The organism is Desulfovibrio fairfieldensis (assembly GCF_001553605.1).
Lineage (GTDB): Bacteria > Desulfobacterota > Desulfovibrionia > Desulfovibrionales > Desulfovibrionaceae > Desulfovibrio > Desulfovibrio fairfieldensis.
Map to the genome: position 1 here is coordinate 358,039 of NZ_CP014229.1, position 25,332 is coordinate 383,370.

Here is a 25,332-nt window from a genome sequence, read left to right on the forward strand (position 1 = left end):
ACCGTAAACGCGGATCAGGGGAGCGCGCGGCCAAGGGGCCGCGCGCTCCTCCGCAATGCCTACAGACCGGCTTCTTTGGCGCCGGCGTGGACGATTTCCTTGTTGATCGTGGTCAGCGAGGAAGCCACGATGGGATCGTTGCGATCCAGCACGATCTTGCCGTCCTTGGCCAGGAAGGCAAGCAGGTTGTAGATGTTGTGGGCGAACATCCAGGTGGAGCTGGTGGGCATCATGCCGGGGATGTTCTTGATGCCGCTGATGGTCACGCCGTAGGCCGTGATTTCCTCGCCGGCCTTGGTCAGGGCGCAGTTGCCGCCCTGGTCGATGGCCACGTCCACGATGACGGAACCGGGGGCCATGGATTTGACCATTTCCTCGGTGATCAGCACCGGGGCCAGCTTGCCGGGGATCAGCGCGGTGAGGATCACCATGTCGGCGTCCTTGATGACCGGCTTGATGGCCTCGATTTCCTTGGCCAGCCATTCGTCGGGCAGGCGCTGGGCGTAGCCGCCCTCGCCGACGGCCACGTTGGCGGGCACGCCGGTGTCGAAAGCCTTGGCGCCCAGCGACTTGGCCTGTTCGGCGGCGTCGGGACGGATGTCGATGGCGGTGACCACGGCGCCCAGGCGTTTGGCGGTGGCCACGGCCTGCAGGCCGGCCACGCCGGTGCCGATGACCACGACGTTGGCGGGCTTGATCACGCCCACGGCGGTGCCGACCATGGGCATGAACTTGCTCATGTAGTTGGCGGCCATGAGCACGCTCTTATATCCGGCCACGGTGCTCATGGAGGTCAGGGCGTCCATGCTCTGGGCGCGGGAAATACGCGGAATGCCGTCGAGGGTCAGGCTGATGCAGCCGGTGTCGCGAAGCTTTTTCATGGGTTCGCGGTTCACCGGGGCGGCGGGATGCAGGAAGGTGATCAGGTACTGCCCGTCGCGCAGCATGTCGCTTTCGTGCTTGTTCACGTCCTTGTTGAACAGGGGCTCCTTCACCTTGAGGATGACGTCGGCTTTGGCGAAGACTTCTTCCGCGCCGTCAACCATGGTCGCGCCGGCGGCCACATATTCGTCATCGGAGAAGAACGAGCCGTCGCCGGCCGTTTTCTGCACGAGCACGGTGGCGCCTTCGGCGACCATCTTTTTCACAGTCTCGGGGGTGGAGGAAACGCGGCCTTCGCCGGGCATGATTTCTTTGGGAACACCGATGGTCATACCTGAAAATTTCATGGATGCTACTCCTTAATACGTTGGAAGTGCTGATGGTATGGAGCTTCCCTACAGGCCGCCTCGGGCCAGGGCGGGGCACACTTCCGCCTGAACCTGTGGAGGCTGCCGCAAGACAACCGGGCGAATCGCCGGCTTGTTGCCGATGTTGCAAAAAAGGGGACATGCCGGGCGGGGATGAACTCCCGGGCATGTCCCCCGTTTCAGGACGGTTCCGCGCCTGGCGGCGGGAACGGCCTTCTACGCTGCTCCGCGCTCCGTGAGGAACGCGGCGGACATGCGATAATCCGTGTTAGGCCTTCACCACCTGGAAGGCCTTGTCCAGAGCCTTCAGGATTTCGTCGATCTCGGCCGTGCCGGCGATCAGCGCCGGGGCCAGGCAAAGGGTGTTGTTCAGTTCGCGGAAGCAGCGGCTGGTCTTGCCGATGATCACGCCCTGCTTCATGCATTCGCCCACCACGGCTCCGGCCGTGGCTTCGGACACGGGCTCCTTGGTGGTGCGGCTCTTGACCAGTTCGAGCCCGCAGAACAGGCCCTTGCCGCGCACGTCGCCGATGATTTCGTACTTCTTTTCCAGAGCCTTCAGGCCGTCCATGAGGTAATCGCCCATCTTGACGACGTTTTCGAGAACCTTGTGCTCTTCCATGTAGTTGATGTTGGCGTAACCGGCGGCGGGACCGGCGGTGCAGCCGCCGAAGGTGCTGATGTCGCGGAAGTAGCTGTCGCGGTCAGAGGGATCGGCCAGGAAGTCCTGGAAGACCTGCTCGGTGGTCACGGTGCAGGAAATGGGCGCGTAACCGGCGGCCACGCCCTTGGCCATGGTCACGATGTCGGGCTGGACGTTGAAGTGCTGGTAGCCGAACCATTTGCCGGTTCTGCCGAGGCCGCAGACCACTTCGTCGATGATCAGCAGCAGGCCGTACTTCTTGCAGATTTCGGTCAGGGTTTCGTAGTAGCCTTCGGGCGGCACGATGACGCCGCCGCCAGCGGTGATGGGCTCGATGATCACGGCGCCCACGGTGTCCGGATCTTCCTTCTGCACCACGGCTTCAAGCTCGCGGGCGAATTTTTCGCCCAGGTTGGTGGTGCCGGCGGGGTAGGGCGAACGGTATTCGGAGCAGGCCGGGAATTCCACGAAGCCGGGGGTGAAGGGGCCGTACTGGTTCTTGCGTTCTTCCTGGCCGCAGGCGCTCAGCGTGGTGATGGTGGTGCCGTGGTAGTCGCGGTTGCGGTAGACGATCTTGTATTTCTTGCCGCCGTGCTTGAGCTGGGAAATCTGGCGGACGATCTTGAAGGCCTTTTCATTGGCTTCGGAACCGGAGTTGGAAAGATACACGCGGCTCATGCCGGGCATCTTCTCAATCAGTTTTTTGGAGAACTGGATGGTGGGGATGTTGCCGAAGCCGTTGGCAAAGTAGCAGAGCTGCATGAGCTGGTCGCTCACGGCCTTGACCAGGGTTTCGTTGCCGTAACCGAGGTTGACCGTCCAGACGCCGCCGGAAACGGCATCCAGATACTCTTTGCCGTAGATGTCCTTGATCCGCATGCCCTTGCCTTCGACAAAAACAGTGGGATCGGATTTTTCAAAGACTTTGTGCTGGGTGAGGTGATGCCAGACGTATTTCTTGTCGTCGGCGATCAGTTCAGCGGCATTAAAGGACTGGGCCATGATTTCCTCCAAAGAAAAGGTTTCCGGAATGGTTGCCTTCCCCTCCGCGACGCGGCGAAGAAGGGCGACGGTCAGCTCAACACCCCGGCGGCCATGCGGCCGGGGACGCCGCTTGCGGGAATATCCGCGCGGCTGTGCCGCCGGGGCCGAAACCGCTTGCGCCGGTCTTCGTGCTCCCGCGGCCGGGAAGAACCCTGAAGCCGGCGGGCATGCGCCTCGCGCGGCATTCGGTGTTTTCGTTTTCTTTGGCAGGGCCGGAACTCATGGCGACCTCCCGGAATGCTGCCGGAACTGGCAATGAGGGTCTGACGGCGGCCACTTGCATTTCTATATAAGCAATCCTTGTGCCAAATCGAACGTGAACCGGATGCCGTGCAATAGCAGCGGGTTATTCCGCCGGGCCCGCGCGGCGCGCAAAGTTCTTCAGTCAAGAGTAAGTCGATTGCGACTTGTGTCCGTTCAACCTCCCGTTTTCATGTAAGTCCATATCGACTTATGATGCATAAATGACTTGTTGCCGGGGGCGGCCTGGGGAGGGATGCCTATAAACGCCCCCAGAAAGCCGCACCAGACGTTTTTTTCTTTGTCCGTGTGTCCCCATAGCGGCTTTGGAAATACGTCGGTCGTGATATGGCCTGGCGTTACGGCTCTGTCCGCTCCTCTTCTCGCGATGGGCGGACCTGTGCCCGGCGTGTGTGGCTTTTTTCCCAAAGCGCCGCCCCGTATTTTCAGAGGCAGTCGCAGAGGGTGCGGGCCCGCAGGGATTTGAGGCGGATGGAGCCGCTCAGCAGCTCCGCGCGCAATTCCTTGAGGCGGCGTTCCAGGTCCGGCGGCGCGTTCTGGCCCGCCGCAGCCGTGAAGGCGCGCGGGTCCGTAATTCCCACGCCATCGTTGCTCAGGTCGTAGGTGATGATTTTTTTGCCCTGAAAGTTGCCACGGGACGCGTCGGCCACGATTTCGTACACGGCCCTATCCGCCCGTTTCAGGATGGAGGTCAGCACATGGCCGGGCAGAACTTGGGCCTGGTCCGTATCCAGGCCAACAATATATATGCCGCGCTCCCGCGCTTCCGCCAGCGCCCCCTCGTTGCCCGCGCCGGCGGCCAGCGCCAGCACGTCCGCGCCCTGGTCCAGCAGGCGGCGCGCCTCCCCCCGGGCGGCCCGGGCATCGGTGAAGGAACCGGCCACGGCGTTGATGACCCGGATTTCCGGATCAATGAGTTGCGCGCCCCCGCTGAAGCCGCTGAACAGGGAGCGCAGCGCGGGCGTGTCCTCGCCGGAAAGCCAGCCCACGGTCTTGTCCCGATTGATGCCGGGCAGGCCGGTCCGGCCGGTCAGCATGGCCGCCGCGGCCCCTGCCAGATAGGCTGCCTGCTCGTCGGCAAAGGTGACGGACATGATGTTGGGCGCGCGTATGCCCGCGTCAATGCAGCCGAACATGGTCTTGCGGAAGTTGGCGGCATTGTTGCGCAGAATTTCGTGCAGCCGGTCGGACGCCACTAGGACCAGATCCGACTCCCGCGCGGCCTGGCGGAAGGTTTCCTGCTGGTCGCTTTCCGGCGGGGCGACAAGCACCTTGGTCTGGAGAGGGAAATCACGCTCCGCTTTGGCCAGACCGGCGCGCAGCAAATCCGTCCAGGGTTGGCCGCCGTCGTGTTCCAGCAGCAGGGTCACGCGCAGGGGAGAGGCCGCGGACGCGTTCTCGCCGGACTGCGCAGATTGCGCGGGCGGCCCGGCCAGGGCCGTTCCGGCGGCAAAAACAAGGACGGCAAGCAACAGCCCGAACAGGCGGGCAACGGCCCTTTGCTGGTAAAAAAGCGGCATAGTCTATTCTCCTCGGCGGCCGGAAATGGCGGGCACGGCGGCATCGTGCCGGACGTGCCGCCCGGCGCGCCCTATGGCAACGGATGCAGTGTAGGACCGCGCGGCGCGTCCGGCAAGCCACCAGATGGAGAGGGCATGGGCTGTGAAATAAATAACTAGTATTTTTTCCCGCCCCATGCTAGATATCGTCGCACGCGAGGAAGGCCGGCCATAAAGGCCGCGCCGCCTGTTGTTATTTCTGCCTGTAAGGATGGTCAGCATGCCCACGGATACGTTGCCCCCCTGGTTGGACACACAAGCGATTGAAAAAGCCCTGAGCCGAGAAAGCGCGCCGGACAGCGCCGAGCTGCGGGATATCCTGGATAAATCGCTGGCCCTGGAGTCCCTGGGCATCCAGGAAGCCGTCGCCCTGATGCGGGTCAGCGACGCCGAACATCTGGCGCTGCTGCTGCACACGGCGGATCAGGTCAAACAGAAAGTCTACGGCGACCGCATTGTGCTTTCCGCGCCGCTGCACATTTCCAACTACTGCGGCAGCGAGTGTCTCTATTGCGCCAACCGCCGCGGCAATACGGCGGTGGAGCGCAAATATATGACCCCGCCGGAAATGCGCGAGGCCGGACGCAAGCTGATCCGCCAGGGACACAAGCGGGTTTTTCTGGTCAGCGGCCAGCTGCCCAATGCGGACGTTGAATATCTTGAGGAAGCCGTCAGCGTGCTGTACACCGCCTTTGACGGCGTGGGCGAGATCCGCCGGGTCAACATCAATGTGGGCCCGCTGAAGGCTGAGGAGTATGCCCTCCTGCAGGCCGCGGACGTGGGCACGGTGCTGATTTATCAGGACACCTACCATGAGGCGAGTTATCGCGCCGCGCATGTGAGCGGCCCCAAGAGCGATTACCTGGCCCGCCTGCACGCCCCGGACACGGCTTTTCAGGCCGGGGTAGGGGATGTCGGCCTGGGACTGTTGCTGGGCCTGGGGCCCTGGCGGTACGACCTGCTGGCCGTCATGCTGCACGCCGCGCATCTCACGCGGGTCTATGACGCGGGCAGCCGCACCGTGAGCATGCACCGCCTGCGCCCCACGCCCGGCGGCCGGTTCAAGACGCCCTATCCGCTCAGCGACGGGGAATATCTGCGTTGCGTGGCCATCACCCGTCTGGCCGTGCCGTATACCGGCATCGTGCTGACTACCAAGGAGCCCGCCGGGCTCTGGCGCGACGGCTGCAACGCGGGCTGCTCGCAACTGCTCACCGGCAGCGTGGCCAACCCGTATGAGAGCTGGGTTGAAGCGCCGGGCGAAAAAACGCCCTTTCCCATCGGCGAGGATTGCCATGTGGACGAGGTGGTGCGCTTCCTGCTGGAAGAGGCCCGGCACCTGCCTTCTTTCTGTACGGCCTGTCCGCGTCTGGGCCGCAGCGGCCATGAATTCCTCTCCATGGTGCAGGAATGCGGCATGAAGAGCCAGTGCGGGCCCAATTCCATGGCCTCGTTCATGGAGTTCCTGCTCAATTACGCCACGCCCTATACCCGCCGGATGGGGGAAAAGCTGATTTCCGAAAAGCTGGACGGCCTGCCGGAGCATGAGCGCGGCGCTGCGGAACGCCTGTTGCAGAAGGTCAGGTCCGGGCGCATGGACGAGTTTATTTAGAGTAATTTCAAAGTGAAATTGCTCTAACGCCGCACACGGTGCGGCGCGCCGCGAAGACCGACCCGACGGGCGGCCCGTAGGGCCGTGCCTGTAGCCTAAAGGGCGTACAGGCATCGAGAGCAACGCGGCGTGGATTCCGGCAAAGCGACCAAAGGGAGCCCGGAGGGCTGTCCCCGTTGGCGGCAACGGAGCCATACGGGGGTCGACAGCAGCGAGAACCGCGTTTTTTACCGGAATGACCCCTTTGAAACGGGTAGCGCTTCAAACGTAATCTGCTCTGGGGCGGTTCACGAAGGGGCGTCAGCCGTAGGCGCGGCATCGGTCGACGCCCTCGGCAACGACAAAAAACGTATTGCTCAGCGCTTCCCTGGAGCTTTTCACACTGCTTTCGACAACCGCCGCCGCTGCCTCCACGGAAAATCCGTCCGGAGCCGCGGCGGCGGCGACGTTCGGAGAAACGGCGGTATTCGGATTTCCGGGAGAGGACGCCGGGGGATTTGACGCCGGGCCGCGCGCGGGGTAACTCCCAGAAAAATGACCCGCGCGGGGGAAGATCTTAGGCCGAGAGGGTTTGGAGCGGTGCCGTGCAACAGTGGAGTGCCGCTTCCGCGTCTCCGGCCGGGGCGGGCCCGCCGAGCGTCAGCGTTGCGGATGTGGGGTCACAGCATTGACCTGGAGCGGTTCACGCATGAAATGCGTCAACCGCTCTGCAAGAGTTTGCAGACAAATCCTTGCCGCGAAATGCGGGCAGGCGGGCTTTGCCCGCCGTAAACGAGCATTTCAGTGGAAATGCCCTGGGGGCTGTTTCTAAATTAGAATTTTCATTCTCTGCCAAGGGCGCTGGCCGTTGGCGCGTCGGCGGCTTGCTTGAGCCGTTCACGGCGAAGCCGTGTTATACGGATCAAGACAGCATCGCTACGGATAGAGACAGCAATTTCCCTGGATCACATTTTGCGTAACCAATTGCTGTCTTTATCCGTACGGCTCACAAGGTTTGCCTACGGCTAAAGCTCCTTCGTCGCAACGACTAAAGCAAGGCGAGTCCTGGGCGGAGGGAGTATATTCAACATGTTCGACATTCGCACGGGGCGAGCCTGACACAGGCAGAGGGTGAAAGGACAATTTAGAAACAGCCCCTAGTGAGATATCACGCCTCACCTGTCGGTTCAGCGTGAAGATAACACAGCAAAAAACGTGGTTTTTGCTGTGCTTACGCCGCCTGCGGCGGCGCGCAACCCCTTGCGGATTTGCGACATGTGTCGCGTCAAGCGACACCAGCCTGAAGGGAGCAAAGCGTGGCGGAACGATGGAGCGACATATATTTCGACAAACAGGACAGGGATATCCTGGCTCTGGTCAACCGGATTCTGGAATCCCATTGCGGAGCTTCCGAAGATTGCCTGTTTGATCCCAATCTGCATCCGCACGGCATCAAGGAAATGGTCGCCACGCCGGTGTCGCGCATGGCCTACGCGGTCATCAACCTGCTGCGCAACCTGGAGGCCGGGGGCACCCAGGCCAGGGATCGTCTGCTGGCCTTGCAGACCCTCTACGACGAGGTGCTCAACAGCGCGCATTCGGCCCTGCGCCGCAATACGGCCCGCGTGCTCATGCAGATCATGAAAAGCATGGTGCGCGCTCACGGCCAGCGGCTGGCCCAGCTCAAGCTGGCGCATGATTTCCGCCGCGTGGTCCAGGGCACGCCCCGGGTGGTGCGGCGCATGCTGGCCCGCTACCATTTGCCGGAAATGCCTGAAACCTGGAACCAGCTGGCTTTTGACGACCACGTTTACGACGCCAACACCAAGGGCCGCAAAACCCCTACCCACCTGATCATGGACGCCTGGATCAAGGGCCTGCGGACCCTCACCGTGGCCTATGAGTACTGGGTGGACCCGGAGGCGGCCAGGGAAATCCTGCGTGCGGCGGAAATCACCGGCATTGCCGTGCGTATCGGCCTGGAATTCCAGGTGCCGTTTTACGACCGCTTCGCCAGCCTGTTCTGGATTCCGCGCGGCTTCAGTTCCAATGAGGATTTTCTGGAATTCCTGCACAGTCCCAAGGTGGCCGCCATGATGGCGCAGGGGCGGGAAGTGCTGCGCTGGCGGCGGGAGCGCGTGCTGCGGGTGCTGGCCGCCTGGAACGAGCTCCAGCGTCCCCAACTGGCCGAGGCCTGGGGCGTGCCCGTGCCGGAACTCACGGTGGAGGATTTCCTGCGTTTTGTGGGCCGGGGCCAGCCGTCCGCCCTGCATCTGGCCGAATGCCTGCACCGGCATGTGCTGCCCTCGGCCAGAGAGCGCGCCGCCAAGCTGGCCGGGCAGGAGGGCGAAGCCGTCCGCGCCGAACTGGAGACTCTGGAAAACCTGGGCCCGGACGCGATTACCGACAACTGGCTCTCGCCCGCCAAGCATCCGGAGCTGCCGGACCTGAACCGGCCCGCGCCGACGGAGGAGATGCCCGCGCTGCTGCGTCTTTCGCCCTATGAGCTGACGCGCGAACTTCAGGAGCTCAATCCCGGCTACCGCCTGGTGCTCGGCACCGCCGGTCTGAACGTCGAGGATGTGGCCGAACTGCTCTGGGATTGCCGGGGTGCCGTCACCCATCTGGAAATCTTCAATATGAAGGGCTGGATGGAAGGCAAGATGACCGACATCGGGGCCATCGGCGAATTGCAGCGGGCCCTTAATCTGGGTCTGGGGCCGCGTGTAAAGCAGATGGTGCGCCAGATGATCCGGCATACGGAGCAGCGGGGCGACGACGCCCGCGCCGTGAAACTCCGGGAGATTCTGCGCAATCTGCCCAAGCTGTGGGAGCACTACCGCCATAACCCGCTCAAGTCGCGCCTGGGCACCAGCTCGGCCAGCCGCCGCTCCTTCGGCATGGGCCTGGTGCTCAAGGAAACCCTGCCCCGGCGCTCGCTGGCCGAACTGAAACGCAAACAGCGGCACACGCGGCCCATCCCCATCTGTTCGCCGGTGGAGGAGCGCCTGACCTTCCGCGCGCCGGAGAACCCCACGTTCTGGCAGCGCCTGGGAGCGCGCCTGCGCCGTCTGCCGGGCTGCCGCCACCTGGGCATGGAACGGCGCCGTGAGTGGAAGACCGCCAGCGAGGACTGCCGGGTCTGCGCCAACGGCAATGTTGCCAATCTGGGCGGCCTGAACCTGGTCACGGGCAACAACCTGCTGGGTAAAAACGGAGCCTGCGATACGGCCCGGCCCGGATTCGCCTATCTGAACAGCGCGGTCAGCAATTGGCTCAAGGTGCTGCTGGGCTTCATTCCGGCGTTTTTTTCCTTTCTCTATACCCAGGACTGGTGGTTTCTGGCCTGGTTCGGCACCTTCATCTGGTTCGGCATCACCGGCGTGCGCAATGTGGTCCAGATGGTCCTGGCGGCCAAGGGGGCCACGCGCGGCACGCTCATCCACTGGAAGGAGCAGGTCAGCATCAGCCGCTTGTGTGATTCGCTGATGTATACCGGCATTTCCGTGCTGCTGCTGGAAGTGATGGTGCGCGTCTGGCTGCTGGAGGACGGTCTGGGCGTGACCGTGGACGGCAATCCCACCCTGGTCTTCACCGTGCTGAACATCGTCAACGGCTTTTATATCTTTGCCCATAATGTGTTCCGGGGCTTCCCCAAGGAAGCAGCCATCGGCAATCTGTTCCGCAGCGCTCTGGCCATTCCGGTTTCCTCGCTTTACGACTTTCTGATGTATGAAGGCATGCTGGGCATCGGGGTGGAAAATCCCGAACTCTATCTGGTGCCCAGCGCGGCCGTGATTTCCAAGATGGCTTCGGATACGGTGGCGGCTCTGATCGAAGGCTATGCCGACAGTCAGGTCAACCTGCGCATGCGCCGCTGGGACTACAAGAGCAAGGTGAGCAATGTCTTTGCCTGCTATACCCGGCTGGAGCTGCTCTTTCCCCAGGAAGAGGCCCTGATCAAGCTGGCCCGGCCCGGCGGCCTTGAAGGGCGCGGCGGGGCGAGAGGCCGGGAGCTGGAGAGGGCTTTCATCATCAATGCCCTGGATTTCATGTATTTCTGGTTTTACCAGCCGCGCGCGCAGGACGCCTTCCGCCTGATGGTGCGCAATATGCCCGAAGCCGACCGCAATGTGCTGGCCCGCGCCCAACTGGTGCTCACCCGTGAGCGCGAGATCAGCCAGATGCTGGTGGACGGCCTGTTGGGACGCAATTTTTCGCGGCCTTTGGCCTTTTTTCTGGACAAGCGCAAGCAGTATCTGCGCAGCCTGACCAGGCTCTGCCGTCCGGGCAGGATGCGCGAGCCCGGCTGCTTCCATTGATTACATCCGCCTGAATCGCGCGGCGCCGCAACGGCGCGCGGGCGTTACTCGGCCGGAGACCGGGACGCTTTGTCCCGGTCTCCAGCCTTTACGTGAAAAAAAATTCTTTCTCCCCGTTACGCCAACACGTCAGCTTTGTTGAAACAATTTATTGTTTGTTTGAACATTCCATGCTTGTACCAAAAAGAACACGACTTTTTCGCAAGAGACGCCTTGCCACGTTGTTTTGCATGAGGTATTCTTCTTACAAGATATCTTTCTTATTATTACAGGTTTTCCCAGTGTGGGAGAACCGTGCAACATTAAGGAGTCGTAGATGAGCACCGATGTCAAAAGCATGCACATGGGGCAGATTACCTCCTTCTTCATCCCTAACGTCACCTTGGTGGGCGAGGGCTGTTCCAAGGAAATTCCCGCGCGCCTGAAAAGCATCGGCGGTACCAAACCGCTGATCGTCACTGACCAGGGCATCGTTAAAGCCGGTATTCTGAAGCAGATCACGGATATTCTTGACAATGCGAAGATGCCCTACGCCGTTTTCGACCAGACCGTGCCGAATCCGCAGGATAAAAACGTGGATGCGGCCTTTGAAGTGTATAAAAAGGAAAAGTGCGACAGCCTGATCACCTTGGGCGGCGGCAGCTCGCACGACTGCGGCAAGGGCGTGGGCTTCCTGGCCGGCAACGGCGGCAGAATCCATGACTATGAAGGCGTGGACAAATCCACCAAGCCCTTCCCCCCCTATGTGGCCGTGAACACCACCGCCGGAACGGCTTCGGAAATGACGCGCTTCTGCATCATTACCGATACCTCCCGCAAGGTGAAAATGTGCATCGTCGACTGGCGCTGCACCCCCAGCGTCGCCATTGACGACCCGCTGCTGATGATGGGCATGCCCCCGGCCCTGACCGCCTCCACCGGCATGGACGCGCTGACCCACGCCGTGGAAGCCTACGTCTCCACCGCCGCCACGCCCATGACCGACGCCTGCGCTGAAAAAGCCATTGAATACATCAACCGCTATCTGCGCCGCGCCGTGGCCAACGGCAGAGACAAGGAAGCCCGCGAAGGCATGTGTTATGCCCAGTATCTGGCCGGTATGGCCTTCAACAACGCCAGTCTCGGCCATGTGCATGCCATGGCCCACCAGCTGGGCGGTTTCTACGACCTGCCGCACGGCGAATGCAACGCCATTCTGCTGCCCCATGTCTGCCAGTACAACCTGATCTCCAGCCGCCGCCGTTTCGCGCGTGTGGCGCGCCTGCTGGGCGAGCGCACCGACGGCCTCAGTTCCACGGACGCTTCGCAGAAAGCCATCACCGCCATCAACATCCTGTCCAAGGACGTGGGCATTCCCGAAGGCCTCGTGGCTTTGGGCAAGAAATACGGCAAGGACGTGCGTGAGGAAGATATCCCGATCATGACCGGCAACGCGCAGAAGGACGCCTGCACCCTGACCAACCCGCGCATCATGACTGACGAGGCTGTGGCCGCCATTTACAAGGCCGCCCTGTAGCGTTTCCGGCGGTAACGCCTGACCTTGAATAACAAAACGGCATAGCTCTGTGAGCTATGCCGTTTTTTCGCACCCGCGTCCCGCGCCGCAAAAGGAGCGCTCAGGGCCGGATGATCTTGTCCGCCAGGTCCAGGCTGGTGACGATATCCAGCATATTGGAGGTTTCGCCCACGGCCTTGGCCTCCAGCAGGCCGTAGTGGGCCAGGCAGGTACCGCAGACCAGCACCGAAACGCCGCTTTGGGCCAGGCTTTGCAGCGCCTCCAGGGCCGGGCCCGGCCGCGCCGCCAGCTTTACGCCGCCGTTGAGCAGGACCAGACGCCAGAGGCGCGATCCCAGTTCCGGCAGGGTGGCGAGGAAATTGGTCATCAATTTTTCCCCCAGGCCCTCGTCGCCCCGCCCCAGGCTTTCCGTGGTTATCAGTATCAGAGTTCCGGCCTCGCGCCCCAGGCCGGAAGCCGTTTCCGCCCTTACGGGATTCGCTCCCACAGCGGCTCCCTCTCCGGCGCGGGCCGTAAGCCGCCAGAGGCCGTCGCCTTCTTTCGCCCGGTCCACGGCATAACCCCGGCCACGCAGAAAACGTTCCACGTTTTCCGCGGCCGGTTCGTTGTCCACCAGAACTTCCAGTTCCGCTGTCCCGGCATCCACAAGCTCCCGGCTGCGGATGACCGGCTGCGGGCAGGCCATGCCCCGGCAATTCAGCAATTTCATAGCGGTCTCCATATTGTTGAGAATTATTGCCATTTAAGAAAAATAAGGCTAAGCCTATTTTCAAAGCAGTCGATAAGCAAGGTAAACTTGGAGAGGATGGTGGGCGTATGGGGATTCTGCTGCAAGCCGTGATTCTTCTGCTGGCGGGGGGGCTGGCCGCTGCGCGGCCGGAAGGCGCGTTGTTCTGGATATTGCTGGCGATTCTGGCCGCATGCGCCGCGGCGGACCTGGGGCTCTGGCTGGCCGCCGGGCGAAAGCAGGCCGCTTTGTCCGCGTTTGTCGACAGCCTGCGCGACGAGGGAAGCCCGGCGCCGCAAGGGAGCGGCCTGGAACGCGTGCACCGGGCCTTGGAGGCGATGAACGAGGCCCGCCACAAGGAGCGGGAAGCCGCGGCAAGCGAGGCCCGGACCTTGGGCGAGGCAGCGGAGGCCCTGCGGGCCGAGCTGGACGCCGCGCGCGGGCATGAGCGCGAACTGGCCGACCAGCTGGCCCAGAGCGCTCCTGTGCTGGACAAGGCCCACAGCGTCTGCGCCAAATTGTCCACGGATGTGGGGCATCTTTCGCAACTGGTTTCCGATGTGGACAAGGGTGTGGAAGTGCAACGCGTGCGTTTGGGCGAAACCGGCGGCGCCATGGAGCGCGTGGCCGAAGCCGCGCGGGAATCCTCCAGCCGCGTGCGTGAAGTCTCCGACAATGCCGAGACCTCGCGCGGTCAGGCCGTCACCGGTGAAAAGGAAGTGCACGGCGCCGTGGATGCCATCGAAACGGTCAAGAGCACCATTCTGCATCTCAAGGAGGCCATGGCCGGACTGGGCGAAAAGGCCCGTGACATCGGCCAGGTCATGAACGTCATCAACGAAGTGGCGGACCAGACCAACCTTCTGGCGCTCAACGCGGCCATTGAGGCGGCCCGCGCGGGCGAGGCCGGGCGCGGCTTTGCCGTGGTGGCCGACGAGGTGCGCAAGCTGGCCGAAAAGACCATGGGTGCCACCAAGGAAGTGGAAGAGGCGGTCCACGCCATTCAGGAAGAAACCCGCCTCAATGTGGAAACCGTGGACGAGGCCGCCCGGCTGACCGTAGAGAGCGCGGAGCGGGCCTCCCGCGCCGGGGATTTCATGCGCGAGATCGTGGGCGGCATGGAAGAGACCGCCGGACATCTGAAAATCATCGCCCAGGGCGCGGCTGAACAGTCCGAAAGCAGCACCCAGACTAACGAGGCCCTGGAAGAGATCCGCCACGTGGCCGAACGCACAGCGGCCAACATGGAAACATTCACGGCGGCCCTGCTTTCTTTCAAGAGCGGCATGGAAGAGCTGGATATGATCGTCAATGCCCTGGTAACGGGCGATTACGCCCAGGCCGCCGCCTCGGACAAATTCGTCCAGTGGACGCCCAAGCTGGATCTGCGCGTACCGGCCATCGACCGCCAGCACCGCCGCCTCTGCGACTACATCAATGATTTGTACCGGGCCATGAAGAACAACCGCACCGGCGTGGAGCTTCAGGCCATTGTAAAGAAATTGCGGGACTACACGGCTTCGCATTTCAGCGACGAGGAAAAGATTTTCGTGCCTTCGCAGTACCCCGGCACCAAGGAACACAAGGCCATCCACCGGAAGTTCGTGGCAAAGCTGGACGAGTTCGAGGCCCAGCTCAAGAACGGCACCGCCACGGTGAGCATGGATCTGCTGAGTTTCCTCAAGGACTGGCTCATCAACCACATCGCGGGCACGGACCCCACCTATCTGCCCTATATTCAGGATATGGTCGAAAAGGATAGGTAGGCGGCCGCACCTCTCGGAATTTTTCAGTAACGCCCAAGCGCTCGGATATGGATTCGGGCGCTTGGGCGTTTTATCAGGAGCGGTTGAGAATGAGCCTGCTTCTTGTAAGAAAAGGGGCTGGTTGCCGGTAGCCGGGTCTGAAACATATCGGAAATTGTCACAGACAGGCAGAGCTGAATACTGCCGGTCAAATGGAAAAGTCAGGTTTAAAGCACGGTCGCGTTATTTGGCGGAATATTCATCAGCTGGGGATACGCAATGCATTTTGTTGCTGCCAAGGGGATTCTGTCGGCAAAAAACGGGATGAATCTGTATCGTGGTTGCTCTCATGGCTGCATATACTGCGACTCAAGGAGCAAATGCTACCATCTGGAACATGATTTTGCAGATATTGAAGTCAAGTCAAATGCCCTTGAATTATTAGAAAATTCTCTTAAACGGAAACGTTCAAAATGCATGCTGGCTACCGGCTCCATGACAGACCCCTATATTCCGCTTGAAAATGAACTCGGGAATGTCAGAGAAGCCTTGTCATTGGCCTATCAATACGGTTTCGGATTCACACTGATAACAAAATCAAATCGCGTTTTGAGAGACTTAGACCTGCTGACAGGTATAAATGAAAGAACAAAATGCGTTGTTCAGATGACCTTAACTACCTATGATGAGGGCTTGTGCAAAAAACTTGAACCAAACGTCAGTACGACGCGTGAACGCTTTGAAGTGCTAAAGCGGCTACGCAATGCTGGTATCCCGACGGTTGTATGGCTTTGTCCTGTTCTTCCCTTCATCAACGACACTGAAGAAAATATAACAGGTATTTTAGAGTATTGTATCGAGGCAAAGGTTTACGGCATTATTTGTTTTGGTATGGGGATGACGCTCCGTGAGGGAAGCCGGGAATATTTTTACAGTCAATTGGACCGGCTGTTTCCGTGTATGAAAGAAAAATATATACAGGAGTACGGCACGCGATATGTACTTGCCAGCCCCGATAATAAAATTCTGATGCAATTATTTCATCAGATTTGCGAAAAAAACGGCATTGTGCATGATAACAAGAAGATATTTGAATATCTGAATGCGTTTGAGGAAAAACAAGGCAATGCGCAACTAAGCCTGTACAGTATGCTGAACGCGGCTTCCCCGGGTACGGCCTTGCCTATCGGAGGGAAATAAAAACCTCCTGCACGGGCGGCTCTCCCAATCCGGCCGCAGGCAGGCTCGCATTTTCGGCAAGGCGATTTTTTCGCGCGGCCCGGCAGACCGCCGGGGCATACGGCGGTCTGCCGGAGAATCAATGCTTATGCGTACCACATGCGGTCACGCAGGCGTTGCAGGCCCTCATCGCCCACGTAGCGGCGCAGCAGTTTGTCCGGGGCGTTGAGCAGGTCCACCACCAACAGGGCGTCCAGAGTGCCGAAGCGCCGGTCTTCATGGAAGGCCGCGATGCGCCCGCCGAGTTGAAGATAGTGTTTGAAGAGAATGGGCAGGGCGCGTCCGCCCTCCATCTGGCGCACCAGGTTGTTCACCGCGGCGTAGTCCAGACCGCGCGCGAAGGGCAGCTCTTCACGCAGGGCGCGGGGCCGCCGTCCCTCCACCAGATCCGCCAGTGGGGCGTGCCAGTGGCGCAGGCGCAGATGCCGCCAGAGCAGGTCCACGGATTGGGGCCGGTAGTTGAGGCCTATGCTGGACGGCCCGAAGAGCGTCCGCACGCCGTAGCGCAGGACCAGCTGTCCGATGCCTTTCCAGAGCAGAAGCAGGGGCGCGTAGTCGCGCTGATATTCATTGCTCACAAAGGCCCGGCCCAATTCCAGGGCAGTGCCGCACTGGCGGAAAAATTCCGCTTTGAAGCGGAAAAGCGAGGCCGTGTAGAGCGTGTCTTGCGTGCAGGTCCGCGCCTGCTCCGGCCGCACCAGGCGCGTGCGGTAAGCTCCGGCCAGAGCCTGCCTCTTCTCGTCCACCAGCAGAAGATGCTCGTATTGAGCATCGTAGCGGTCCTGATCCCGCTCCCGGCCGCAGCCTTCGCCCAGAGCGCGGAAGGCTTCCTCGCGCCGCCGGGTCAGAACGTCCAGGAGCGGCGGCGATTCGTGTCCCTGCAAAAGATATACGCCGTAGCGACCGTCGTCCGCCAATCGGCGGTTGGAGGGCAGGGCGGCCAATGCGGCCATGAACGCCGCCGGGCCCTGGGCCGGAGCCAGGGGCCTGCATCGGGCGGCCCGCGCCGGACGGCCCGCATCCGCCAGAGCTGCCTGGCAAAGACGCAGGCATTGACTGCGCTGGGCGTTGTCCAGACCGGCCAGACCGGAGGCGCTGATCGGCAGGCCCACACGCATACCGGCCCGGCTGCGGCGCTGACCGCAAAGCACGCGGGGCAGCAGCGCGCCGGCCAGCGCATCGTTGCAGTGGGCCGTCGCCAGGAACAGCGGGCTGACGCGGACCTTGAAGCTCAGCGGCAAAAGACGCAAGCCGTCCGGCGCGTGTGACCCGGCGCAACGGCTCAGGCGTCCCAGCAGCGGCCGCCAGGGCTCTTCAGTCAGCCCGCGTCCCGGCCGCCAGCGGGCCACCCGTCCCGCCGGAAACAGGCCCAGGGCTCCACCCCGGCGCAGATGCAGCACGGCCTGGCGCAGCACGGTCGCGTTCCGGTTTTTGTCTCGGCCGGTGAGGTCCAGGGGCAGAAGCATGGGCGCAAGTTGGGGCAAAGCCAACAGGGCGTCGTTGGCGAGAATTTTCAGGTCGGGCCGGACGTCGCCGCACAGGGCGGCCATGATCAGGCCTTCCAGTGCGCCCGAAGGGTGGTTGGCGTAAAGCAGCAGCGGCCCGTGCGGCGGGATGCGCGCCAAATGCTCCGGCGGGCAGTCCACGCGTGTTTCCAGGACTTCCAGGCAGGCTGCGGCGTAGGCCGTGGACGTTGGACGACAGGGGACGCGGCGAGCTATTTTTTCCAGGCGGGTCAGGCCCGAGGCCCGCCGCCCCAGGCCGTCGGCCAGGCGTTTCAGAATCTTGTCCAGAGGGTTGCGCCACCCCGGCAGGGGCAGCGCGGCGGCATTGCTTGTCATACTATTCTCCCGCGAATGAAAAGAAAAAGGCCCGGCGGGGATGTCAGTAATTCCCGGCGAGGCCGTGCATGGAGCTGGTTTCAGCCACAAGCCCCGTTGCCGGACCGCCTTCCCCGTCCTCCAGCATCTGCTGGCATTCGCGGCAGCGCGTGGCGCCGGGAGCGGCCAGCAGGCGAACCAGGGGGATTTCCTCCCCGCAGTCCTCGCAGAGCGGGCGACCGCCGTGGCGCAGAAAGTCCAGCAGGCTTTGCAGGCCGCGAATGCGCTCCGCGCTGTGGGCTGCCCGGCTTTGGGCCAGATGCGCCGTGGCCAGAAGCCCGGCTGCGTCCAGTTCGTCGGCGCAATACTGGACCTGAAAGGCTTCGCGCAGATGCGCCAGGCGCTGCTGTTCCTCGGCCAGTTTTGTTTGGACATCTTTGAGGGTGTGCTCCATGATCCGCCTCCGTCGCGCATGTGGTTTATGGATGATCCACATCTACCCGAGCTGTTTGGCGGAACGGTGACGGTCAGGTGAATTCGCGCGGACATGAAATATCATGTTGGCCAGGGACTAGATTGCTAGAAGGATCTCTTCGGCTGTAACTTGGTTCATAAGTATAAAGAGGCCGACATAGGAAAGAAGAAGATATCCAGTTTGAGTCAGTTTTATCCGAGTGTTCAGGAAGAAAGGTGTGGGTTGGGGGGATGTCCACAAGCGCAACTATTCCGTGGCCGTGTGTCAAGAGGACGGCCAAACGGCATCTTGGCGAATCGGATCAGACAACGACTCCTTGATGTATCAATGCGCTTATCAGCGGATGAGGATTCAAGCTCTGGTCTATGAGTCAGGACCGGCCGGATTCGGTTGGGCTTGGTGTTGCCGGCAAGCCGGAATACCGTTCATGGTGGCAGCACCAAGTGCATCATTCGACCCGTATCACCGGCTGCCGACGGACAGCCTGGATTACCGTAAGCTGGCGGTTCTAGCGTCAAGAGACATGATCCGCTCCATCACCATCCCAACCTGACAGGAAGAGGCTCTCCGTGCTCTTGAACGCGGACGCCATCAGGTGGGCGACAGTCTCCGTAAGGTCAAGCAGAGGATAAAGGCATTCCTTCTTTTCCACGGTTTGGAAGAGCCGGTCGGCCTGGAACGGTGGACATTATCAGCCGTTGATGCGCTGACAACCTGCGAGATAAATCTCATTCTCCGCGACGTGCTGGACGACTGCCTCGGGGAATTACGCCACTTACGAGTCAACCTCTCCGTTCTTGAGAAGAAAATGGCCGCGCACACCCCAAGCGTTCATCAGGAAAGGCTCGCGGCATTGCGGAGTATGCCGGGGGTTGGCCGGATAGTGCCTGTTCATTTCTTACGGAACGTTTTCGCCCTGAACGATTTGAACGAGGGGGAGAAGTAACGGCCTACCTTGGGCTTGCGCCTTTCGTGCGGCACAGTGGAGAGAAGACACCGGCTGCGAAGATACGTCCAATCGGCCAGATTCGTCTACGAAGCTTGTTGGTTGAAGCGGCGAGACAGTGGTATACAAGCCTTTTACAACAGAATGCTCCGAAATACCGGAGTTGTTCAAAAGGCCATAACCGCCGTTGCCAGGAAACTGTCGATTATCCTTTGGCGCTTGGCTTTGGAAAAACGCGCTTACAGACCAGCCTAAGAAATCTAGACGCGAGGGATTTTTTGTTGCTTGGCAGCGACAAAAAATGGCGTTCTTTCTGGTACCGAGTGGTACTTTGCGCGACAGCCGCGAATAAGAAAAGGGATTTATCGCCAGTACCCGAGCCAATCGCTCAGGCACTGGCGCAAATTCAGGCTAAGAAGCATTACTGAACGGGATGCACTTCAATTCCGGGTTGAAACACTTGCTGCAAGATATGCAGCGGGCTTTCCGCATGTCTCCGCGCTCCCAACGGCCTACGAGGTCGGGCTCGGATATGAGTGGGCGGCACAAGGAAATGGCTTCAATTTTGCCCTTGTTCAGCCACTGCTCTATCACGTCCGGGGTACGGTAGCCGCAAACGCTTATCACGGAGGCTGTTACTTTTTCTGCCACTTTCAAGGCTTCCCGCGCAAAATACCCCTCGTCCGCTTCTTTTTTGATGAGCGGAGTCGAGGCTGATTCAGGGCTGATCATAGCGCCGCCGCTGACCTCAATGGCGGCAATGCCGCGCTTATCCAACTCGGCGCACACCCACTGGAATTCTTCCGGGCTTATGGACGGGTCGGTCAAGTCCTTGGAGTTGATTTTTATCCAGACGGGGTAGTCCTTGCCCACGGCTTCCCGTACCGCGTCGTAGACTTCCAGAACAATCCTTGCCCGCCCCTCGATGCTCCCACCGTATTCGTCGGTACGTTTGTTGAAATACGGGTTGAGAAACTCGCTCAAAAGATAGCCGTGCGCGGCGTGTATCTGCACAGCGTCGGCCCCGGCTTCTTTGCAACGGGCGGCTATATCCGCAAAGCTGGCAACCAAGGAACGGATTTGGTCACGGCTCATGCCCTTTGCGTTTTCCGTGTCACTCGGGCCAAGAGGGGAACCGTCGCCGTCAATTTGCCGCGCCTTTTGTCCACAGTGATTGATCTGCACTATCAGCTTCGTGCCGAGCGCGTGAACACCATCGACCAGTCTTGCCAGTTCCGGCACAAAGGATTGTCCGTAAGCCTTGACCATGACGGAAGCGGCCCTGGAATTTTCGTCCACGCCGACCATGCCGGTGATGATGGCCGCAACGCCGTTGCCCGCAAGCTTTTCATACATGGGCAGGAGCCTGTCGGCAAAAACCTCATTTTCATTGTCATAGACGTATTCAAAGGTTGCGCTTCTGATAAAGCGATTTCTGAGAGAAAGACCACCCACGATTGCGGGTTCAAACAATTTTTTCATGATTGGCTCCTTGATTTATTGTAACTTTTGTTGTTGTAACTGTTGGCAAAAAAAATGGCCTACAATAGACCGACCCCTGCTGCATGGCGCTTGAAAGATACACAAATTCAGATGTTACCCCTCCTTGAATTCCCGCTTCCTGATGAATTCGGCTATCTCGGCAATCGTGGTCTTTGCCATACCTTCCCGCATAGCCTCGTTCACCTTGGCGAAAGGGGCCTCCAGGGCGTCATGGATATTTCTGCCGATAAAGCAATCACAGCAAGGATTTTGGTGCAAATAAAACGGTGTGGCCTTGGGATTCGGAACCACCGCCTTGTAAACATCAAGCAAGGTAATATCCTCCGGCCTCCGGTTCAGCGTAGTGCCGCCCATCCCGCGCCGGATATCCACAATTCCGGCTTTTTTTAGCTGGCCGGTCAAACGCCGAACAACCACGGCGTTTGTATTGACGCTCCGAGCCAACAGGACGGAAGACCTGTATTCCTTTCCGGCAAAGGAAAGGAGAGCAAGGATGTGCGCGGCAACGGCAAGTCTGGTATCGTTGTTCATTGAATCACCTGGATGTAACTTTTGCAGGTATGACTCAAAGAGTCAAGAGGATTGCCGGATGTTTCTTGATGGGAGGTCACATAACAAAGCCCCCGTGCCATTGGCGCGGGGGCTTTTCAGTTCAGGGAAGGGCGGTTCAGTTTCCGCACATTTCAAGGAAATAGCGGTGCAACCGCGTATCGGGAGTCAGCTCGGGATGGAAGGAGGTAGCCAGCACATTGTCCTGGCGCACGGCCACGGCCTGGCCGTTGACCTGGGCCAGCACACGCGCCCGCGGGCCCACGCCGGTCAGCACGGGGGCGCGGATGAACACCGCCGGAATGGGCGATTGCCCCAGCTCCGGAATGTCCAGCTCGGTTTCAAAGCTGTCCACCTGGCGGCCGAAGGCGTTGCGGCGCACAACGGCGTCAAGCACGCCCAGGCGGGGCTGGTCGGAGTTTTCGATCTCGCGGCAGAGCAGGATCAGACCCGCGCAGCTGCCGTAGACCGGCATGCCCTTTTCAATGCGCTGCCGCAAGGGGTCGAGCATGCCCCATTCCACCAGCAGCTTGCCCATGGTGGTGCTCTCGCCGCCGGGGATGATCATGGCGTCGATGCCGTCCATGTCCTTGAGCTGGCGCACTTCGCGCGTCTCGGCTCCCAGGCGGGCCACCGAGGCCGCATGCTCGCGGAAGGCCCCTTGCAGAGCCAGAACGCCCACGCAGGGTTTGCCCATCTTACCAGCCCCGTTCCTGCATGCGCTCTGCATCCGGAATGGAGGAAATCTCGATGCCCACCATGGGTTCGCCCAGGTCGCGGGAGATTTCGGCCAGTACGGCGTAATCCTTGTAGTTGGTCACGGCCTGCACGATGGCCTTGGCGCGCTTGGCCGGGTCGCCGGACTTGAAGATGCCCGAGCCCACGAACACGCCGTCGCAGCCCAGGTGCATCATCAGGGCCGCGTCGGCCGGGGTGGCGATGCCGCCGGCCGCGAAGTTGACCACGGGCAGGCGGCCTTCCTTGCGCACGATCAGGCAGATTTCCAGGGGCGCGCCGCATTCCTTGGCGAAGTTGGGCACCTCGGCGTCGGGCAGGGCGCAGAGCATGCGGATTTCGTCCATGACCTGGCGGCAGTGGCGCACGGCTTCCACCACGTTGCCGGTGCCGGGCTCGCCCTTGGTGCGGATCATGGCCGCGCCTTCGGCGATGCGGCGCAGGGCTTCGCCCAGGTTGCGGCAGCCGCAGACAAAGGGCACGGTAAAGTCGCGCTTGTCGATATGGTAACGGTCGTCGGCGGGAGTCAGCACTTCACTTTCGTCAATGTAGTCCACGCCCAGGGCTTCCAGAATGCGGGCTTCCACAAAGTGGCCGATGCGCGCCTTGGCCATGACCGGAATGCTGGCCACTTCCATGATCTTTTTGACGATAGTGGGGTCGGCCATGCGGGCCACGCCGCCGGCGGCGCGGATGTCGGCCGGCACGCGTTCCAGGGCCATGACGGCGCAGGCGCCCGCTTCCTCGGCGATTTTCGCCTGTTCCGGGGTGGTGACGTCCATGATGACGCCGCCCTTGAGCATTTCGGCAAGGCCGGTCTTGAGGCGGATGGTGCCCTGTTCCATAGCTGTACTCCTTCTATGCCGGGCGTGGGACCCGGCTGGTGATTTGGCTGGCGCCGCGCGTGCCCGCGGCGGTGCTGGCGTGTATATATGCGATATTCCTCCAGCTGACAATAGATGCCGGAAGCGCCGCCGCGCCGGGCCGCCAAGCATTGGCGGGCTTTCGCGGGCCGTGCCGGAGAGCGCGTTCCCGCTTGCGCTCGGGCCCGGCAACGGCTATGCTGATAAACTTCGAAGGAAAAAAGTATGAATGTGACCTTGTGCCTCAGATTGCCGTTTCTGCGTGGGCCGCTGCCCCGTGGGCTGGACCGGAGCGCTTCCGGTCCGGACGGTATTGATACTGCCGATGCGCCGCTCTGGCCGGGGGCCCTGCGCCTCTGGCCCGGCCTGCCGGACGATCCCGGTTTCCCGGCCGCTGGCTGGTACCGCCCCGCGAACTATCCTTTCAATGAGCGCGAGGCCGTGGCCTGTCTGGCGGATCTGCGCCGGATGGATGTGGCTGCCCTTTCCGGCCTGCCTGTGGGCGCGGCTGCCGCGGACAACGCCCGCGCCGCGCGCTGGATGGCCGAAATGGCCGTGGTGGAGGGCCTGGGCGGGCTTGCCGGAACGGACAGCCCGGATGCCGCGAAGAGGGCGGCCCTTCAGGCGGCGGAAGCCGCCCGCCGGGAGCGGCTGGAGCGTGAACAGGCCCAGAAGACCCTGCTCTGGCTCTGGCTGCAGGAAGAACGGCTGGCCGAACTGGATGAGCTGGCCCGGCGCTACGCGACAAATGCGGGCAGCCTGACCGCCGCTCTGGGCGTGGAAGAGGACGAAGGCCCGCGCGGCCTGCCTTTTCTCGGCGCTCCCATCGCTCTGGACCCGGCCCTGGTGCCGCCCTGGCGGCTGGCGGCGGCCAATGCCGCATATTTTCTGCCCGAGGACGCGGCCCTGGCCGTGGAAGGCCCCATGCGCGAAGACCTGCTGGAGCGGCTTGAGTTCAGCCCCGCGCCCCGGCGGGCGGAGCTGCTGGGCTGTCCCGCGGAACGGGCCGGGGAGATTGTGGAAGCCCGCGCGCCGCTCTGGCGCGCGCTGGGGCATTCGCGCCCGGCCAGGGCGGACGGCCCGCTGGTTGAGGAACGCCTCTGGCTGACCTGGGGGCGGGCATGAGCGGCGCGCTTTTCTCCCACGGTCTGGGCGGCGTGATTTTCGATTGCGACGGCGTGATGATCAACTCCCGCGCGGCCAATGACGAATTCTACAATCGTGTGCTGGCCTATTTCGGCCTGCCGCCCATGACGCCGGAGCAGGAAGCCTATTCCTTCATGGCGACGGCGGGCCAGGCCCTGCGGCACATCCTGCCGAAGCGTCTGCACGGCGAGATCGACCGCGTGACCAGGGACGAGATCAATTACCAGCGCGACATCCTGCCCCTGTTGCGCCTCATGCCCGGTTTCCGCGAGTTCGCGGACGAACTGCACGACAAGGGCGTGCGCATGGCCATCGCCACCAACCGCACGGACCAGGGCGTCCAAAGGGTTCTGGACTTTTTCTCCTTGCCCTCCTATTTTGATCCTGTGGTGACGGCGAGCAATGCCGCGCCCAAGCCGTCGCCCGAAGGCGCATTGCGCATTTGTTCGGCCTGGGGAATGGAGCCCCGGAATGCCCTTTTTGTGGGCGACAGCGTCCATGACAAGGAAGCCGCCGAGGCGGCCGGCGTGACATTCGCGGCTTTCAACGGCGGCGGCCTGCGGGGCCGGATCACCGCGCCTGATTTCGCCGTGTTGCGCGACGCGCTGGCTCCGGCCCTGGCAGCGCGTTGATACATTCACGTTTCTATTAAGGGTATCTCGGAGAACGCATGATTGTGCTTGCCAATACATTGAGCGCCATAGCCCTGGTGCTGGGTTCGCTCCTGAACATCTATTTCTGGATTGTGGTCATCGCCGCCGTGCTGACCTGGGTGCGGCCCGATCCTTACAATCCCATCGTGCGGACCCTGCGGCTCCTCACCGAGCCGGTTTTTTACCGGGTGCGCAAATGGCTGCCCTTCACCTATACGAGCGGCCTGGATTTCTCACCGGTGGTGGTGTTGCTGGCTATCGAGCTGATCAACCGCATTGTGATCGCCTCGTTGGCCCAGTACGCCCTTGCCCTGCATTAGGCTGTTTCTGTTGGTCCTTTTGGCTTCCGGCCGTCTTGACGCGTTTTTTGCCGGAAAGCCGGAATTTTTCAATCCGGAAACAGCCCACGGGCCGAGCGGCGTTGAAACTCCCATGTTTCAAGGCCGGGACGCCCCGATACGGGCTTTTTGCGCGGATTGTCCGCGCTGAAACATCTAACACTGGAGATTTCTTATGGATCAGCATGAAATTGACCTGCTGGAAAAGTATGCGCCCACTGATCCGGAGCTGAAATCCCTTTGGGAAGACCACGTGCTCTACGAAAAACAGGTGGGAAAGCTGGAAGGCAAGGCCTTCCGTACGCCTACCGAAGAGCAGACCCTCAAGCAGCTCAAGAAGCAGAAGCTGGAGGGCAAGACCAAAATGATGGACATCCTGGATCGTCTGAAAAAAGAAAGCAAATAAG

Annotated in this window: 21 protein-coding genes; 11 read left to right on the forward strand and 10 right to left on the reverse strand. The window is 61.4% G+C overall.

Features of this window, described 5'->3' with window-relative positions; translation table 11 throughout:
- Window positions 1-59 precede the first annotated feature (59 nt).
- The 3 genes from AXF13_RS01540 to AXF13_RS01550 form a co-directional block, all read right to left on the reverse strand.
- Entirely contained in the window at window positions 60-1,229 is a 1,170-nt protein-coding gene (locus AXF13_RS01540) for an NAD(P) transhydrogenase subunit alpha (protein ID WP_062251385.1), read from the reverse strand.
- Between the two features lie 289 nt (window positions 1,230-1,518).
- Window positions 1,519-2,895 carry a taurine--pyruvate aminotransferase gene (gene tpa / locus AXF13_RS01545; RefSeq protein ID WP_008685288.1) on the reverse strand — a complete coding sequence of 459 codons (1,377 nt, stop codon included), beginning with the start codon at window positions 2,893-2,895 and terminating at the stop codon, window positions 1,519-1,521.
- A 728-nt stretch (window positions 2,896-3,623) separates the two neighbouring features.
- Entirely contained in the window at window positions 3,624-4,718 is a 1,095-nt protein-coding gene (locus tag AXF13_RS01550) for a BMP family lipoprotein (protein WP_062251386.1), read from the reverse strand.
- Window positions 4,719-4,977: 259 nt separating this feature from the next.
- Here AXF13_RS01550 and hydG point away from each other — a divergent pair, with 259 nt between their 5' ends.
- The 3 genes from hydG (at window position 4,978) to AXF13_RS01565 (ending at window position 12,186) form a co-directional block, all read left to right on the forward strand.
- Window positions 4,978-6,369 (forward strand): [FeFe] hydrogenase H-cluster radical SAM maturase HydG, encoded by a 1,392-nt coding sequence (gene hydG, locus AXF13_RS01555; protein WP_008685292.1) that lies wholly within the window; start codon window positions 4,978-4,980, stop codon window positions 6,367-6,369.
- A 1,295-nt stretch (window positions 6,370-7,664) separates the two neighbouring features.
- Complete coding sequence (locus AXF13_RS01560) at window positions 7,665-10,670, forward strand: hypothetical protein (RefSeq protein ID WP_062251387.1); 3,006 nt, start codon at window positions 7,665-7,667, stop codon at window positions 10,668-10,670.
- Window positions 10,671-10,986: 316 nt separating this feature from the next.
- The gene (locus AXF13_RS01565; protein WP_008685294.1) at window positions 10,987-12,186 is read left to right on the forward strand and encodes an iron-containing alcohol dehydrogenase; all 1,200 of its coding nucleotides are present in this window, start codon (window positions 10,987-10,989) and stop codon (window positions 12,184-12,186) included.
- 100 nt (window positions 12,187-12,286) lie between these two features.
- Here the strand turns inward: AXF13_RS01565 and yedF are convergent, their stop codons facing one another.
- The gene (gene yedF / locus AXF13_RS01570; RefSeq protein WP_223299953.1) at window positions 12,287-12,895 is read right to left on the reverse strand and encodes a sulfurtransferase-like selenium metabolism protein YedF; all 609 of its coding nucleotides are present in this window, start codon (window positions 12,893-12,895) and stop codon (window positions 12,287-12,289) included.
- Window positions 12,896-13,002: 107 nt separating this feature from the next.
- Here yedF and AXF13_RS01575 point away from each other — a divergent pair, with 107 nt between their 5' ends.
- Both AXF13_RS01575 and AXF13_RS01580 read left to right on the forward strand, forming a co-directional pair.
- Entirely contained in the window at window positions 13,003-14,679 is a 1,677-nt protein-coding gene (locus tag AXF13_RS01575) for a bacteriohemerythrin (protein WP_062251389.1), read from the forward strand.
- 258 nt (window positions 14,680-14,937) lie between these two features.
- Window positions 14,938-15,858, forward strand: coding sequence for an SPL family radical SAM protein (locus tag AXF13_RS01580; protein ID WP_062251390.1), 921 nt, complete (start codon window positions 14,938-14,940; stop codon window positions 15,856-15,858).
- Window positions 15,859-15,983: 125 nt separating this feature from the next.
- Here the strand turns inward: AXF13_RS01580 and AXF13_RS01585 are convergent, their stop codons facing one another.
- Window positions 15,984-17,738, reverse strand: a complete 1,755-nt coding sequence (locus AXF13_RS01585) for a lysophospholipid acyltransferase family protein (RefSeq protein ID WP_062251391.1) — start codon at window positions 17,736-17,738, stop codon at window positions 15,984-15,986.
- A gap of 43 nt (window positions 17,739-17,781) precedes the next feature.
- Window positions 17,782-18,171, reverse strand: a complete 390-nt coding sequence (locus tag AXF13_RS01590) for a TraR/DksA C4-type zinc finger protein (protein WP_062251392.1) — start codon at window positions 18,169-18,171, stop codon at window positions 17,782-17,784.
- Between the two features lie 616 nt (window positions 18,172-18,787).
- Here AXF13_RS01590 and AXF13_RS01595 point away from each other — a divergent pair.
- Both AXF13_RS01595 and AXF13_RS17415 read left to right on the forward strand, forming a co-directional pair.
- Window positions 18,788-19,138, forward strand: coding sequence for a hypothetical protein (locus AXF13_RS01595; RefSeq protein WP_062251393.1), 351 nt, complete (start codon window positions 18,788-18,790; stop codon window positions 19,136-19,138).
- On the forward strand, window positions 19,045-19,566 hold the full coding sequence (locus tag AXF13_RS17415; protein ID WP_083521914.1) for a transposase: 522 nt from the start codon (window positions 19,045-19,047) through the stop codon (window positions 19,564-19,566). The genes AXF13_RS01595 and AXF13_RS17415 overlap by 94 nt, the downstream gene beginning before the upstream one ends.
- Here the strand turns inward: AXF13_RS17415 and AXF13_RS01600 are convergent.
- From AXF13_RS01600 to pdxS, 4 genes are all read right to left on the reverse strand, one after another.
- Window positions 19,550-20,620 carry an oxidoreductase gene (locus tag AXF13_RS01600; RefSeq protein ID WP_062251394.1) on the reverse strand — a complete coding sequence of 357 codons (1,071 nt, stop codon included), beginning with the start codon at window positions 20,618-20,620 and terminating at the stop codon, window positions 19,550-19,552. The two genes, AXF13_RS17415 and AXF13_RS01600, sit on opposite strands and share 17 nt — an antisense overlap.
- 114 nt (window positions 20,621-20,734) lie before the next feature.
- Window positions 20,735-21,172, reverse strand: a complete 438-nt coding sequence (locus tag AXF13_RS01605) for an Rrf2 family transcriptional regulator (RefSeq protein WP_062251395.1) — start codon at window positions 21,170-21,172, stop codon at window positions 20,735-20,737.
- 136 nt (window positions 21,173-21,308) lie between these two features.
- Window positions 21,309-21,887: a pyridoxal 5'-phosphate synthase glutaminase subunit PdxT gene (gene pdxT / locus AXF13_RS01610; protein WP_062251396.1), complete on the reverse strand. Its 579-nt coding sequence runs from the start codon at window positions 21,885-21,887 to the stop codon at window positions 21,309-21,311.
- 1 nt (window position 21,888) lies between these two features.
- Window positions 21,889-22,770, reverse strand: a complete 882-nt coding sequence (gene pdxS / locus AXF13_RS01615) for a pyridoxal 5'-phosphate synthase lyase subunit PdxS (protein ID WP_008685302.1) — start codon at window positions 22,768-22,770, stop codon at window positions 21,889-21,891.
- Window positions 22,771-23,013: 243 nt separating this feature from the next.
- Between pdxS and AXF13_RS01620 the strand changes: the two genes are divergently transcribed.
- The 4 genes from AXF13_RS01620 to AXF13_RS01635 all read left to right on the forward strand — a co-directional run bounded on the left by AXF13_RS01620 (window position 23,014) and on the right by AXF13_RS01635 (window position 25,331).
- On the forward strand, window positions 23,014-23,913 hold the full coding sequence (locus AXF13_RS01620; protein ID WP_062251397.1) for a hypothetical protein: 900 nt from the start codon (window positions 23,014-23,016) through the stop codon (window positions 23,911-23,913).
- A complete protein-coding gene (locus AXF13_RS01625; protein ID WP_062251398.1) occupies window positions 23,910-24,566 on the forward strand; it encodes an HAD family hydrolase in 657 nt (218 codons plus the stop codon). Before AXF13_RS01620 ends, AXF13_RS01625 begins: the two co-directional genes overlap by 4 nt.
- A gap of 38 nt (window positions 24,567-24,604) precedes the next feature.
- Window positions 24,605-24,907, forward strand: coding sequence for a YggT family protein (locus AXF13_RS01630; RefSeq protein WP_062251399.1), 303 nt, complete (start codon window positions 24,605-24,607; stop codon window positions 24,905-24,907).
- Between the two features lie 193 nt (window positions 24,908-25,100).
- Window positions 25,101-25,331, forward strand: coding sequence for a DUF465 domain-containing protein (locus tag AXF13_RS01635; RefSeq protein ID WP_008685306.1), 231 nt, complete (start codon window positions 25,101-25,103; stop codon window positions 25,329-25,331).
- Window position 25,332: the final 1 nt, after the last annotated feature.